The sequence below is a fragment of the Vibrio sp. B172a genome (genome assembly GCF_030248355.1).
Taxonomy (GTDB): domain Bacteria; phylum Pseudomonadota; class Gammaproteobacteria; order Enterobacterales; family Vibrionaceae; genus Vibrio; species Vibrio owensii.
This window is the reverse complement of the sequence record NZ_JAHGAC010000004.1, coordinates 1-13999: the sequence shown is the minus strand read 5'-3', so window position 1 is coordinate 13999 and position 13999 is coordinate 1. Positions and strand designations below refer to the sequence as shown.

The 13999-nt window shown below is 44.6% G+C and carries 12 protein-coding genes; 9 read left to right on the top strand and 3 right to left on the bottom strand.

The annotated features are described in order from the left end of the window. Positions 1-54: 54 nt before the first annotated feature. On the bottom strand, positions 55-1242 hold the full coding sequence (locus KIT90_RS05940; RefSeq protein WP_285375862.1) for a DUF3103 domain-containing protein: 1188 nt from the start codon (positions 1240-1242) through the stop codon (positions 55-57). A 236-nt stretch (positions 1243-1478) separates the two neighbouring features. Next, positions 1479-2363 carry an NAD(+) kinase gene (gene nadK / locus KIT90_RS05935; RefSeq protein WP_005440235.1) on the bottom strand — a complete coding sequence of 295 codons (885 nt, stop codon included), beginning with the start codon at positions 2361-2363 and terminating at the stop codon, positions 1479-1481. A gap of 145 nt (positions 2364-2508) precedes the next feature. On the opposite strand from nadK, the gene grpE reads away from it, so the two are divergent. The 4 genes from grpE (at position 2509) to dnaJ (ending at position 8394) form a co-directional block, all read left to right on the top strand. Beyond that, positions 2509-3105, top strand: coding sequence for a nucleotide exchange factor GrpE (grpE, locus tag KIT90_RS05930; protein ID WP_285375861.1), 597 nt, complete (start codon positions 2509-2511; stop codon positions 3103-3105). A 420-nt stretch (positions 3106-3525) separates the two neighbouring features. Further along, positions 3526-4800 (top strand): dicarboxylate/amino acid:cation symporter, encoded by a 1275-nt coding sequence (locus KIT90_RS05925; RefSeq protein WP_009705607.1) that lies wholly within the window; start codon positions 3526-3528, stop codon positions 4798-4800. A 324-nt stretch (positions 4801-5124) separates the two neighbouring features. Continuing rightward, positions 5125-7041, top strand: coding sequence for a molecular chaperone DnaK (dnaK, locus tag KIT90_RS05920; protein ID WP_005440231.1), 1917 nt, complete (start codon positions 5125-5127; stop codon positions 7039-7041). Between the two features lie 204 nt (positions 7042-7245). Continuing rightward, entirely contained in the window at positions 7246-8394 is a 1149-nt protein-coding gene (dnaJ, locus tag KIT90_RS05915) for a molecular chaperone DnaJ (protein WP_005440230.1), read from the top strand. 94 nt (positions 8395-8488) lie between these two features. Here the strand turns inward: dnaJ and KIT90_RS05910 are convergent, their stop codons facing one another. Then, entirely contained in the window at positions 8489-8926 is a 438-nt protein-coding gene (locus tag KIT90_RS05910; protein ID WP_285375860.1) for a type IV pilin protein, read from the bottom strand. A 103-nt stretch (positions 8927-9029) separates the two neighbouring features. Between KIT90_RS05910 and KIT90_RS05905 the strand changes: the two genes are divergently transcribed. From KIT90_RS05905 to KIT90_RS05885, 5 genes are all read left to right on the top strand, one after another. Further along, positions 9030-9545, top strand: coding sequence for a GspH/FimT family pseudopilin (locus KIT90_RS05905; RefSeq protein ID WP_285375893.1), 516 nt, complete (start codon positions 9030-9032; stop codon positions 9543-9545). 9 nt (positions 9546-9554) lie between these two features. Then, entirely contained in the window at positions 9555-10181 is a 627-nt protein-coding gene (locus KIT90_RS05900) for a PilW family protein (RefSeq protein WP_285375859.1), read from the top strand. Then, positions 10181-11509: a hypothetical protein gene (locus tag KIT90_RS05895; RefSeq protein WP_285375858.1), complete on the top strand. Its 1329-nt coding sequence runs from the start codon at positions 10181-10183 to the stop codon at positions 11507-11509. Before KIT90_RS05900 ends, KIT90_RS05895 begins: the two co-directional genes overlap by 1 nt. Continuing rightward, positions 11499-11909 (top strand): prepilin-type N-terminal cleavage/methylation domain-containing protein, encoded by a 411-nt coding sequence (locus KIT90_RS05890; protein ID WP_039984746.1) that lies wholly within the window; start codon positions 11499-11501, stop codon positions 11907-11909. The genes KIT90_RS05895 and KIT90_RS05890 overlap by 11 nt, the downstream gene beginning before the upstream one ends. Positions 11910-12198: 289 nt before the next feature. Beyond that, positions 12199-13758 carry an AbgT family transporter gene (locus KIT90_RS05885; protein WP_005440222.1) on the top strand — a complete coding sequence of 520 codons (1560 nt, stop codon included), beginning with the start codon at positions 12199-12201 and terminating at the stop codon, positions 13756-13758. Positions 13759-13999 lie beyond the last annotated feature (241 nt).

Here is a 13999-nt window from a genome sequence, read left to right as displayed (position 1 = left end):
GAGAAGGGAAAAATAGGTCGCAGAAAATGCAACGACCTATTTAAATTGAACAAGTTACGGGCGAGTTGGGTTAATTGTGAGCGGCTCTAAAGTAACCACTGCGTTGACGCCGGCACCTGGATGGTCGACATAAGAAGTGTCTTGCATCAGCGTGTAGTAAACATCGACAAAATCATCATCGTTGGTGAGTGCCCCATCAGGTATCGCATCGATAATTTTGTTCGTGATTTGAGGAATGATGGCGTATGCCTGTACTTCTGGATCTGGAATTGCCTTCAGGACTTCTTCTGCAACCTGAACAAGCAGCTTGGCTAACTGTTTGTAATCGGTGCCGTCATCTTGCTCCATCAAGACGATATCCGCCGCCCCCCAACGGTAACGAGACCAGTGAATGATGATTTGGTTCGGATAGTAATCTTGATTGTCGTAATCCAAATATGGAAGTTCGACCAAATCTAACGTTGGCTCGTCACGGCTTGGATTGACGCCAGTAACGATGGCGTAGATTTCTGCTTTGCCCGAGATCCAAGGTTCTTGATCATCTGAAAGACGAATCTTCTTAAGTTGCGTGGTTTGAATTGGTTGAGTGGAGCTTGCTGCACTGGCCAGAAGAGGAGCATTAACTCGCAGGTTATCGGATAGATATGGCTGGACCATGGTTGCTTGACCTAAGCTTTTCATCTCTGCTTGCATAGCTTGCAGGCCAGCTTTGAGTTCTGCTGAGCTATTGTTATCAATAACCAAAACCGGTACGTCAGGAAGTTGATAAACGTCTAACTGGTGGATTTGACCATAGACATCGTACGCTTCGATGTATTGCCATTGCTCATCATCGCCACTTGGTTCAAAAGCAAATAGGGGGCTAATTTTGCCTTCTTGCCATACATCTAGCATCTCTTCATTTGCAAGGCGAACTTCGAGAAGCTGTTCTGAGTATTCTGAAATGCCTTTCCATGAGCGAATTTGTGTATCGGCTTGTATAAGTTGTTTACTGAAAGCCGACAGGGGAGTTTGTTCAACAAAAGAAGAAACAGGGACATTGATGTGTTCTGCGGTGATGTCTCGGCGCAGCATCGGTTCTATGTCGGTGTAGCTCTCACTGAGTTGTTGTGCCAACGCTCGTTTGGTGTTGGTGATGTCCTCGGCTTTTGCGTTTGAAATATCGGTAACCTTTGCCTCCTCAGATTGGCAGCCCATAAGCGCTAACGTACTGAGAGCGGACAATATAATTGTTTTTTTCATAATGCGTCCTTTGAGATAATTGGTATGAAATAGAGTTTATATTCTATTCATGGCGAGAATATCACCGGACATCGAGCATTCAATTCGAGCGTTAAGGTTTGTATAAAATTTGCACACAAGATCTAAATTTATAAAATTAATTTTAACGTTGCTTGATTGAATGTCGTTTGGCTTTTACAAGAGGCTTTTATGGCAGAGAAGAAAAAAGGTTGATGCTTTCACACCAACCTTTATTGCTAAAACAGTTTACTTGACCAACCAAGCTTATTTCTGAGTACGTGATAGTAGCTGTAGTCCTTCGGATGGATCAGCTTGAGAACGTTCGGGCTCTGATAGATATGGATTTCATCACCTGGAGACACTGGTAGAGAGACTTGCCCGTCACAACTCACTTCTTGCGTGCCGCGGTTTTCTGGAGAAACGACCAGTTTGATACGACGTTTTCCATCCACAACTAACGGTCGGCTAGACAATGTATGCGGGAACATTGGCACCAGAGAAATCGCGTTTAGGCTTGGTGACAAAATTGGGCCGCCACCTGACAAAGAGTAAGCTGTAGAGCCCGTTGGAGTGGAAACAATTAACCCATCGGCACGCAGTGAGAACGCGAAGCTGTTATCAATATAGACTTCGAACTCAATCATGTGCGCGACTTGGCCTGGGTGCAAGACCGCTTCGTTCAATGCTGCGTTGTGACTCTTGATTTGACCGTGACGATGGATTTCTGCTTCCAATAAAAAGCGCTCTTCTTCTATATATTCGCCTTTTAATACGGCTTTTAATGCTTCTTTAAAGTCATCAGGATCAAGGTCAGTCAGGAAGCCCAAGTTACCTCGGTTTACCCCAATGACAGCCACATCAAAACGAGACAAGATGCGAGCTGCGCCTAACATGTTGCCATCACCGCCAACGACAATAGCGAGATCGGCGTTTTTACCCAGTTCAACAAGGCTGGCAAACTGGTTTTGCGGGATTTCGTCTAAAATTGCAGCAAGGCGATCATCGATAAAGACTTGGTAACCTTCAGAGGTCAGCCATTCGTATAACTCTCTATGAGTTTGAATTGCCTGCTGATCTCGTGGTTTTCCGATAATCGCGATCACGTTACATGGGTTTTTCATAGCATTTCCGCATTAAAGAGGCTTGAATCAGGAATCTTCATCCCCATAATAATGGCAAGTTACCTAAATATGCGAATTTTTATGTGGTTAAAGCCCACAAAACGTGAGTGGCTTTAAGGACATTAAGTTGAATTCTGGAGATATCATGAGCAACGAAGAAAACAAAGTTACAGAAGAAGAGCTTGATCAAATCATCGAAGAAGCTGAGAAAGTAGAAGCGGCAGCGCAAGAAGCTGAAGCAGAACTTGAAGACATTGGTGATGAGAAAGACGCTAAGATTGCTCAACTAGAAGCAGCACTACTGTCTAGCGAGACAAAAGTGAAAGACCAGCAAGATGCGGTTCTTCGCTCTAAAGCTGAAGTAGAAAACATGCGTCGTCGTACTGAGCAAGAAATCGATAAAGCTCGTAAGTACGCTCTGAACAAATTCGCTGAAGAACTACTTCCAGTTATCGATAACCTAGAGCGTGCTATCCAAGCTGTGGATGCAGAGCACGAAGTGGTTAAGCCAATTCTTGAAGGTGTTGAGTTAACACACAAGACATTTGTAGACGCAGTATCGAAATTCGGTTTGAAAGAGATCAACCCAGAAGGTGAAGCATTCAACCCTGAGTTCCACCAAGCGATGTCTATTCAAGAAAGCCCTGACCATGATTCAAACACAGTAATGTTTGTAATGCAAAAAGGTTACGAGCTAAACGGTCGAGTTATTCGCCCTGCAATGGTTATGGTTGCTAAGTAATCATCTAAATCATTGATATAAATATATTAAAACGCCCGCTATTACAAAGCGGGCGTTTTTATTTCAAACATCCCTTCAAACATATTCACCCCTCTGAATATGCGATAAATTTGAAATTTGATCCCCTTCAAAGTTTTTCTTATTGGGAAATAATTTTCCTATAGGGGATATCCTTTCTTTATCTTGCGTACTTATGGAATGCTGTGTCTATAAGTGTCTGTTATGACTTGCCTTCAAAATTAAATTCTGAATATGAATGTGAATCTGGTGATTTACTTTTAATGTTATTTATTAACATTCTTGTAAAGAAGGTCTTTATTTTGTAACCCTGATGTGTATTATTCGCGAGGTCTGCTGTAAAAATCAGCAGATGTAACTATAAAAATATAAATAGTAAACACAACATTTCGGAGATTTATGATGGATAAATCGCTTTCTAGTAAGATTTTTATCGGCTTGTTCGCCGGCCTCGTGCTGGGTACAGCTATTCAGTACTTATTTAGCGGTATTGCGATTTTTGATACCTATATCTTAGGTACAGCAGAAGGTGCGGGCGGCATGTTCGTTTCGCTGATTAAACTTCTGGTTGTTCCTCTGGTTTATGTATCAATTGTATGTGGCATCGTGGAGCTTAAAGACATTCGTTCTTTTGGTCGCTTAGGTGGTAAAACCTTTACTCTTTACATTTTGAATACCGTCGTCGCGATCGTTGCTGCTCTTACTGTTGCTATGATTGTTCAGCCTGGTGCAGGTGCAAACCTTGCGGGTACGATCTCTGACTCTGTGGCACTCAAGTCAACAGAAACGCCAGACATCTTCTCTATGGTTGTGAACATTGTCCCAAGCAACCCAGTTCAGGCGTTTGCAAATGGTGACATGTTACAAATTATCTTTATGGCAATTCTGACAGGTCTTGCAATTCAAGCGCTTGATTCAAAAGGCGGCCCAGCGGTTCGTACTTTTAAGATGGCGAACGAAATCATGATGAAGCTGATTGGCCTAGTGATGAGCTTAGCGCCATATGGTGTGTTTGCTCTGATGATTCAACTTGGCGCAACCTTGGATGCAGGTACGCTTGCATCGGTAGCAGGTTATGTTGCTCTTGTGGTTTCAATGCTAGTGCTTTGGATCTTCGTGGTTTACCCATTAGCGGTTCAAATGTTCACGGGTATTTCTGCACGTGAGTTCTCTCGCAAGACGCGTGAGCAAGTGCTGTTCTCTCTATCTACCGCAAGTTCAAATGCGACGATTCCGGTAACGATGCGCACTCTTACTGACAAGATTGGTGTGTCTAAGTCAGTAGCTGGTTTTGGTGTACCACTAGGTGCAACTATGAACATGGCGGGCGCTTCTATCTATATCGCAATCGCAGCGGTATTCTGTGCAAACGCGTTTGGTCAGCCTATCGCGGTATCTGACCTAGTGACTCTAGGCTTCACGGTTCTGCTACTGTCTATTGGTGCAGGCGGTGTTCCTGGCGGTGGTGTAGTAATGGTTGGCGTTATCCTTCACCAATTGGGTCTGCCACCAGAAGGTCTAGCAATCGTTGCAGCGGTTGACCGTATTAACGATATGTTCTGTACATCATCTAACGTAGTCGGCGATACAGCAGTAAACACGATTGTTGCTAAGTCTGAAGGTGAGATTGGTAAAGAAGAAATCGTAGATGCTGAACCAGCACAAGCAAGTGCGTAATTCATAACTACACATTTAACTGAATTCAAAGCGAGGTCCCAGGGCCTCGCTTTTTCTTTTTAGAAACGCTTTGCTTCGGGAACGGACTTCGTCCTTTGGAACGCTGCGCTCCGAGATTCGAGAATCCCGCCTCCACCTTTTGCGCAACTTTTTTCAATTTTTTTTGTTCTCTCCCTTGAAAAGCTATTTGCAGCCCTTATCTATTGGGCATAAGAGAAGCAAACAACATTATTTTTGTTTGTGAGCAAGGGTTGAAACCCGATTCTACGTCCCCACATAGGGGATATAGCAAAACGAAAATAGAATTTATTCGGAGATAGCCTGATGGGTAAAATCATTGGTATTGACTTAGGTACTACTAACTCTTGTGTTGCTGTTCTAGACGGTGACAAGCCACGCGTAATTGAAAACGCAGAAGGCGAGCGTACAACCGCATCTGTTGTTGCATACACAGACGGCGAAACGCTAGTAGGCCAACCTGCTAAACGTCAAGCAGTAACAAACCCAACTAACACGCTATTTGCAATTAAGCGTCTAATTGGTCGTCGTTTTGAAGACGAAGAAGTTCAACGTGACATCGAAATCATGCCTTACAAAATCGTTAAGGCTGACAACGGTGATGCTTGGGTAGAAGCGCAAGGTCAAAAAATGGCAGCTCCTCAAGTTTCAGCTGAAATCCTGAAGAAAATGAAGAAAACTGCTGAAGACTTCCTGGGTGAGGAAGTAACTGGCGCAGTTATCACAGTTCCTGCTTACTTTAACGATGCTCAACGTCAAGCTACAAAAGACGCTGGCCGTATCGCAGGTCTAGAAGTTAAACGTATCATCAACGAACCAACAGCGGCTGCTCTAGCATACGGTCTAGACAAGTCAGGCGGCGACCGCACTATCGCGGTATACGACCTTGGTGGTGGTACATTCGATATCTCTATCATCGAAATCGATGAAGTTGAAGGCGAGAAAACGTTCGAAGTTCTAGCAACTAACGGTGACACTCACCTTGGTGGTGAAGACTTTGATACGCGTCTAATCAACTACCTAGTAGACGAGTTCAACAAAGAGCAAGGCATCAACCTTAAGAACGATCCACTAGCGATGCAACGTGTTAAAGAAGCAGCAGAAAAAGCGAAAATCGAGCTTTCTTCTACTTCTCAAACTGACGTAAACCTACCTTACGTAACTGCAGACGCGACTGGTCCTAAGCACATGAACGTGAAAGTGACTCGTGCGAAACTAGAATCTCTAGTTGAAGACCTAGTACAACGTTCTCTTGAGCCACTAAAAGTTGCTCTAGCTGACGCTGACCTATCTGTAAACGACATCACTGACGTAATCCTAGTTGGTGGTCAGACTCGTATGCCTATGGTTCAAGCGAAAGTTGCTGAGTTCTTTGGTAAAGAAGCTCGCCGCGACGTAAACCCTGATGAAGCAGTAGCAATGGGTGCTGCAGTTCAAGGTGGTGTACTTGCTGGTGACGTTAAAGACGTACTTCTACTAGACGTTACTCCACTGTCTCTAGGTATCGAGACAATGGGCGGCGTAATGACTAAGCTAGTTGAGAAAAACACAACTATCCCAACTAAAGCGAACCAAGTTTTCTCTACAGCAGAAGACAACCAGAGCGCGGTAACTATCCACGTTCTTCAAGGTGAGCGTAAGCAAGCGTCTTTCAACAAATCTCTAGGTCAGTTCAACCTAGAAGGTATCCAAGCTGCACCACGTGGTATGCCACAAATCGAAGTTACTTTCGACCTAGATGCGGATGGTATCCTACACGTTTCAGCGAAAGACAAGCAGACTGGTAAAGAGCAGAAGATCACTATCCAAGCTTCTGGCGGTCTAAGCGACGAAGACATCGAGAAAATGGTTCAAGAAGCAGAAGCGAACAAAGAAGCGGACAAGAAGTTCGAAGAGCTAGCGACTGCACGTAACCAAGCTGACCAAATGATTCACGGTACTCGTAAGCAAGTAGAAGAAGCTGGTGAAGCGCTACCTGCAGAAGAGAAAGAGAAGATTGAAGCAGCTATCTCTGAGCTAGAAACTGCACGTAAAGGCGATGACAAAGAAGCGATCGACGCTAAAGTTCAAGCGCTAATGACGGCAGCTCAAAAGCTAATGGAAATCGCTCAACAACAAGCTCAAGCGCAACAAGCACAAGGTGCTGACGCTGATGCTCAACAGTCTAAAGAAGACGACGTAGTTGATGCTGAGTTCGAAGAAGTTAAAGACGACAAGAAATAATATTATTTCTAACTAGGCGGCCCATGGTCGCCTAGAGTCGATAAGACTTTTGTGCGCGGGCGTTTGGGGTAACTCTTACGCCCGTCTGTTTGTCAAAGCTGTCTTTCTAGTTAAGTATTTTGCAATGAGTGCACTTACCTAGAACGATACAAACACCAAGCGGTAAATCATGCCGTTTGCAGTAATTAATTGGTGACGAAGAACATGTCAAAACGTGATTTTTACGAAGTATTAGGCGTAGGCCGTGATGCCTCTGAGCGCGATATCAAAAAGGCGTACAAGCGTCTAGCGATGAAATTCCACCCAGACCGTAACCAGGGTGATGAGTCTGCTGCGGACAAGTTTAAAGAAGTAAAAGAAGCGTACGAAATTCTCACTGACCCTCAAAAGAAAGCGGCGTATGATCAGTACGGCCATGCAGCTTTTGAACAAGGCGGTGGCGGCTTCGGCGGCGGCGGTTTTGGTGGCGGTGGCGCTGACTTCGGCGACATCTTTGGTGATGTGTTCGGTGATATCTTTGGTGGCGGCCGTCGTGGCGGTGGTCAGCAGCGCGCACAACGTGGCGCAGACCTACGTTACAACATGGAACTGTCGCTAGAAGAAGCGGTTCGTGGTGTATCAAAAGAGATCGAAGTACCTACGCTTGTACACTGTGATACCTGTGATGGTAGTGGCGCGAAGAAAGGCTCTTCAGCTGAGACTTGTGGTACCTGTCATGGTCACGGTCAAGTTCAGATGCGTCAAGGCTTCTTTGCAGTACAACAGACCTGTCCTACCTGTCACGGTAAAGGCAAGATCATCAAAGACCCATGTAATGAATGTCATGGTCAAGGCCGTAAGCAGAAAACTAAGACACTTAACGTTAAGATCCCAGCAGGTGTTGATACTGGCGACCGTATTCGTCTATCTGGCGAAGGTGAAGCGGGAGAAATGGGCGCACCAGCAGGTGACCTATACGTACAAGTTCACGTGAGAGAGCATCATATCTTTGAACGTGAAGGCAACAACTTATACTGTGAAGTGCCAGTAAGCTTTGCGATGGCAGCTCTAGGTGGTGAAGTGGAAGTTCCGACGCTAGATGGTCGTGTGAACCTTAAAGTACCTACAGAAACGCAAACAGGTCGTATGTTCCGTATGCGTGGTAAAGGTGTGAAAGGTGTTCGTGGCGGCGGTGTGGGTGACCTAATCGTTAAGCTAGTGGTTGAGACTCCAGTTAACCTAAGTTCTCGTCAAAAAGAACTGTTGAAAGAGTTTGATGAGTCTTGTGGTGGCGATGCTGCAACTAAACACAAGCCAAAATCTGAAGGCTTCTTCAACGGTGTGAAGAAGTTCTTTGATGACTTAACCAGCTAATTACTGACCAAGTTAAAATTTAATAAGAAGCCCGCATTGATGCGGGCTTTTTCGTATCTGCTTTCTTTTGACCAGAGAAGAGAAGGTGGCTTAATCAGTTCCAGCACTCGCTTGGTGATTCAATATTCGTCGAAGTTAATGTTATTTTTTTATCTTGGCCGCTCGGAAAGCAGCTGTCCCCATCTTGTCCACGATCAGATTTTGCAGTTGCTGTAATTGTATATGCTGCTATTGCTGAGCTTGCGATGGAAAATGAGAAGCGGTCTACGTCCGAATCACAAATCGTGCAACTACCCCCAGATATAATCCCGCTCCAGTCATAGCCACCGTTGTAAGTGGTTTCGAGTTCTAACTGAATACGACTGATGTCACTCAACGCAACAGTGCGATGTGCAGTGATCGCGTGGTTGGAATAAGACGGATAGGCGATAGCTGCAATGATTCCTACAATCACTACAGCAATCAGTAATTCGACCAATGTCATCCCTCTTAATCGTCTGTTGTATCCGTTGCAACGAGAAATTCGAATCATGACGAGTAGTTTCCTTTTCACTTTTCCGCCTATTTTTCTCAGGTGATAGCATCTGCGCAAGATGAATTACGGCGCTTTTGCCGTTTGCATAGGAATTTGGGAAATGCCTCGCGGGTTTACGTTGTTGGAGCTTCTGATCACCATCGCTGTAATGAGTGTTTTACTGGCGGCGGCAGCACCATCTTTCCAAAATGTTTTTGAAACCAACAAAATGCAGCGCCTAGCCGATGAACTGCATGGTTTTGTTATTCAGGGAAAATCAGAAGCTGTTTTGCGTCGAGAGAGGCTTTGGGCGCACTTTATCATGTCCGGTAGTTCATCTAATGATGGTCACTGGCACATCGATCTTACTGATAACGGAACGGAGGGCGCAGGGACGGTTTTGTTCTCTTTTTCAGGAGCGCCTTATGAAGGGATCGTCTTTACACCTAATTACGCTTCCGACCAAATCAGTTTCGACGACGTTCATGGTCGCCCTTCCTCCGGCAATATCAAATTTTATCCGGTAGGAGAATCTGCAAAAGCACTCAAACTCATCTCCCATACTCTTTCTGCTCGCGTTCGTGTATGCAGTGATAACAATAATACCGAGTTCTTCGGTTACTCAACCTGTTCTTAAGAGGTGAATATGTTTAACCAAAATGGGGCCAGCCTCGTTGAGTTCATGATTGCTTCTTCTTTAGGGCTGATCTCTTTGGGTATCGTCGGTTCGCTTTATATCAGTGGTCAGAAGGTAGCGATGGAACGCTCAAAGGAGCTGATGCTATTGCAAAATACGGCCAGTGTTTTACAGATGATGAAAAGTGATATTCAGCGTGCTGGGTTTGATGGTAGCGATGAGAATTCGGTCAAGATCTCTGGTGCTAGCAACACCCTTTACACCATTAGTGGTGCTGATTCTGCGCTTATTGCATACGTTTATAACGTTGGGGCTTCTGGTGCCACGTCTCTGTATAAAAACGTGGTGTATGAACAGCGAGATAGTACACCAGAGTCGCTGTTTGTGTGTGAAAAGAAACAAGCCACTATCTGGGATATCAATGATGTGGCCAACCTCTCCGGCACAGGGACGTGTAACACACTCTTCGACAAAAAGGCGATTCATGTTAATCGGTTTGACCTTGTGAGTGAGGTGTTAGAAAGCACCGATGCTAAGAGTGCTCTGGTGACGGTTACATTAGGAACAGAGTTAAAAGATGCGACGGGTACTCGTACCGAGCAGTCCTTTACGGTAAAACAAAGGAACTGGCAATAATGAATAAACAACAAGGTGCAGCAGCGTTACTGGTTGTCAGTGTATTACTTGTCGCAGCGTTAATGATGTCGCTTGGTAGCTACAAGTCACTTTTCTATCAGATCAAACGTGCCAATAACCAAATTGAAGCGCGGCAAGAGCATTGGCGTGCTGAGGGAGGATTGGAGTGTGCTTTCGCTCTAGTTCAAGAGACTGTGTCTGTTCCGACTCCAACACAACTAGATGTCTGTAGTTCAAGTTTGACACTGAGTAAAGCCAGCCAATATTTGACAGTTGTCTCTGAGAGTGGGTTTGCTGAAATAACAAAAGTCATAAGATTCGCAGGTAGAAATGGGGCTGGAGCGATCCAGACAACGGCAGATCTTTATTTAAACGGCTCTAACTCTATTAGCCCTGATCCTTTAAAAGAGGCAAGCACTACCAATAAATGGCAATGCCGAGCCGTAACATACAGCAGTAAATTGCAAGTGTTTGGCAATTTGCAGAATAAGGGGTTAACGGATAGTGCTAAACCCTATGTTGACTTTCCTTCAGGGCAGGGGTGCGATTCTGGGCATCAATCAACAGTTACTTCTTCGCCAACATCTTCTCAAAAAGATTTCTTGTTAGATGCATCACAACAGCCATTTGAAAACTTCTTTGCTGAAAAACGTGAGGATTGGTTTAAAGTCATGTCCAACGAAGAGTTTGTTAAGGTATCCGCTACTTCTTTGACTAAAAGCTCTGGTGAAATGAAGTTTACGCAACAAACTTTACCAGTCCCATCAAGGGTTGATGATTGTGGCACCCAGATAAAGAATATTATTGATAATGGAAAAGACTTAATCTGGATTTATGGTAATTGTCACTTAACAGGAACCGATTTAAGTAATATTGGAACTGCTATTAATACTTACACTCCTAGCGGTGTTATCTTGGTTGCTCACAATGGGTTATTTACCACAAGTGGTGCGCTTACTTTCAAAGGGTTACTTTTCCATTTCGTTTCTGGTGAAACAGATAATAGTGGAAACTTCCATCCTGACTTCACTCCCTCCTCTGCTTCATGGACTAGCAGTTCCTCAACGGTCCAAGACGATTTAGAGGCATTGAAGTTAGTACTCAATGGTCATGTTGCTAACTTTACTCCTAAACCGGCTGATACCGACATAGTGTACTATCAACAAGGTGCTTTTTTCCCTTCAGGTGGTTATGTGATGGATGCTCCGGGGCAGGCCGCTATTTTTGGCGCTGCGCTAGATCTATATTTTGATGGCAACGCAATTGATGTGCCGCTCTCTCGTATTCTGAAGACTAAATGGAAAAAGGGCTCTTGGAATGATCTCTAAACAACAAGGTTTTAGTTTAATTGAGGTGCTCATTTCATTCTTGCTACTCGGCATCGGCGCACTTGGTCTGACAAAGCTGCAAATCTATATGGAACGCAAATCAGAATATGCGATTCACAGTATTGAGGCGCTACGCTTAGCGGAAAATCAACTCGAGTGGTTTCGGACTCGTGGCGCTTCTGATGCGCTTTCTACGATTTCTAGTGCCTCATTTGCTTCGATCATGACAGGATCTTCTACTGCGGGAGCTTACATTGTGGAATGGGAAGTTCCAGCGGCAACAGTTTCTGGTTCCCTCAAAACCATTACCATTACTTCTAGCTGGCAAGATCGGATGGGGGAAACGCAATCTGTTGAATTGAAAACTATGATTTCGCAGTACAGTGAGTTCGAAAACTGAGGTGTTTTCTATTCCGCTTATAATTACTTTTATCGTTAATATTGACGCTTTTTATTGCTAATTTCGGTGGTTAACAGGTGGTTTTGCAACTGTTAACGCGAATGGTGTGCTACTGTTTTTTTTATGTTTAATCGATATGGCTTTTTTGCAAAATATGTCTCCAAATATGGAAAAAAACGTAGAACCTTGTGCTTTCTTAATCACTATTTAATAGAATGCTCGGTTGAAAATAGGCCGTTATAATTATTCAAATAGGCCATGGCACCAACATCATTCATATGGAGTTACCATGAGTAACCAAGCAGTAAATAAAGCACCGTCACCGAAGCCGAGCGGTATGGATCGCTTTCTGAACTTTATCGAGCGAGCGGGTAACAAAATTCCTGATCCAGCGATTCTGTTCTTCTGGGCACTAATCATTACTTGGGCTGCGTCTGCACTTTTGTCGAATGTTTCTTTCGACCTTCTAAATCCTCGAACTGGCGAAGCTCTTACTATTACTAACCTTCTAACAGGTGAAGCACTAGCAAGTTTCCTTGCTAACATGGTGACAACGTTCACTGGCTTTGCGCCACTTGGTATCGTTCTTGTAGCGATGTTGGGTGTAGGTGTTGCCGATTCTTCTGGCTTCATCACAACTGGTCTTAAGAAGATGCTGAACTTCACGCCAGCGAAACTTCTTACTCCAATGCTAATTCTTGTAGCAATCGTATCGCACACAGCTGCGGATGCGGGCTACGTTCTAGTTATTCCTCTTGGTGGTATCATCTTCCACGCAGCAGGTCGTCACCCTCTAGCGGGTATCGCGGCAGCGTTCGCAGGTGTATCAGGTGGTTTCTCTGCAAACTTCATCCCTTCAGGTATCGACCCTCTACTAGCTGGCTTTACGCAAACAGCGGCACAGGTTCTAGACCCTGAGTACGTGGTTAACCCGCTAGCGAACATCTTCTTTACTGGTCTATCTTCAGTAATCATCGTTGCTATTGGTTGGTACGTAACTGAGAAAATCATCGAACCTCGTCTAGCGAACACGCCTGTCGATGAAGATGCAGAAAAAGCACCAGATCTAGGTTCTTTCACTGAAACTGAATCAAAAGCGTTCCGTTACGCTGGTTGGGCTATGATGGCAGGTATCGCACTTCTTGTTGTGGCACTTATCCCAGAAAACTCTGCACTGCGTTCACCTGAAGGTGAAATCACAGCGTTCTCTGCGCCAATCATGAAGTCTATCGTTCCTCTGATCTTCATCCTGTTTATCATTCCGGGTTACGTTTACGGTCGCGTTTCTGGCACGTTCAAGACAAGTAACGACATCATCAAAGCGATGGCGGATACGATGTCTACGATGGGCGCATACATTGTAATGTCGTTCTTCTGTGCGCAGTTCTTATCTGCATTTGCGCAATCAAACATCGGTACGATGCTAGCGCTATACGGTGCCGAAGGTCTTAAAGCGATGAACCTACCGGGTGAAGCAACTATCATCGGTATGATTCTTCTAACGGCTTCTGTAAACCTTCTAATCGGTTCTGCATCAGCGAAATGGGCTCTTATCGGTCCAATCCTAGTTCCTATGCTAATGGCTGTAGGTATCTCACCTGAGCTATCTCAAGCGGCTTACCGTGTAGGTGACTCTGTATCGAACATCATTTCACCTCTGATGGTATTCTTCCCTCTAGTAGTGGTTTACTGTCAACGTTACGTGAAGTCGACAGGTATCGGTACGCTAGCGTCTCTAATGATGCCATTCTCGATTGCTATGCTAATCGGTTGGTCTATCTTCCTAGTTGCTTACTGGATGCTAGGTATTCCTCTAGGTATTCAAGCACCATACACTTACACAATGTAAGAACGCTGAAGTTACTAAGTAAATTTAAAAAGCGCTGGTCGAGAGACTGGCGCTTTTTGTTTTCGGAAATCGAAGAACGGACTTTGTCCTAAAGGATGTTGCGCTTCGAGAGTCGGGAACGCTTCGCTCTAGGAATCGAGATGTGTGTGCTGGAATATTAGAGGTAAATACAAGGACTCAAAAGGCGTTGACAGTGTTTGCCCTAAATAGACAAAATGAAATAGTCTCTCGTCTCTCGTCT

Excerpts from the sequence above, each read along its gene's own strand:
- KIT90_RS05940 (WP_285375862.1), bottom strand. The coding sequence starts at position 1,242 with ATGAAAAAAACAATTATATTGTCCGCTCTCAGTACGTTAGCGCTTATG.
- nadK (WP_005440235.1), bottom strand. The coding sequence starts at position 2,363 with ATGAAAAACCCATGTAACGTGATCGCGATTATCGGAAAACCACGAGAT.
- grpE (WP_285375861.1), top strand. The coding sequence starts at position 2,509 with ATGAGCAACGAAGAAAACAAAGTTACAGAAGAAGAGCTTGATCAAATC.
- KIT90_RS05925 (WP_009705607.1), top strand. The coding sequence starts at position 3,526 with ATGGATAAATCGCTTTCTAGTAAGATTTTTATCGGCTTGTTCGCCGGC.
- dnaK (WP_005440231.1), top strand. The coding sequence starts at position 5,125 with ATGGGTAAAATCATTGGTATTGACTTAGGTACTACTAACTCTTGTGTT.
- dnaJ (WP_005440230.1), top strand. The coding sequence starts at position 7,246 with ATGTCAAAACGTGATTTTTACGAAGTATTAGGCGTAGGCCGTGATGCC.
- KIT90_RS05910 (WP_285375860.1), bottom strand. The coding sequence starts at position 8,926 with ATGATTCGAATTTCTCGTTGCAACGGATACAACAGACGATTAAGAGGG.
- KIT90_RS05905 (WP_285375893.1), top strand. The coding sequence starts at position 9,030 with ATGCCTCGCGGGTTTACGTTGTTGGAGCTTCTGATCACCATCGCTGTA.
- KIT90_RS05900 (WP_285375859.1), top strand. The coding sequence starts at position 9,555 with ATGTTTAACCAAAATGGGGCCAGCCTCGTTGAGTTCATGATTGCTTCT.
- KIT90_RS05895 (WP_285375858.1), top strand. The coding sequence starts at position 10,181 with ATGAATAAACAACAAGGTGCAGCAGCGTTACTGGTTGTCAGTGTATTA.
- KIT90_RS05890 (WP_039984746.1), top strand. The coding sequence starts at position 11,499 with ATGATCTCTAAACAACAAGGTTTTAGTTTAATTGAGGTGCTCATTTCA.
- KIT90_RS05885 (WP_005440222.1), top strand. The coding sequence starts at position 12,199 with ATGAGTAACCAAGCAGTAAATAAAGCACCGTCACCGAAGCCGAGCGGT.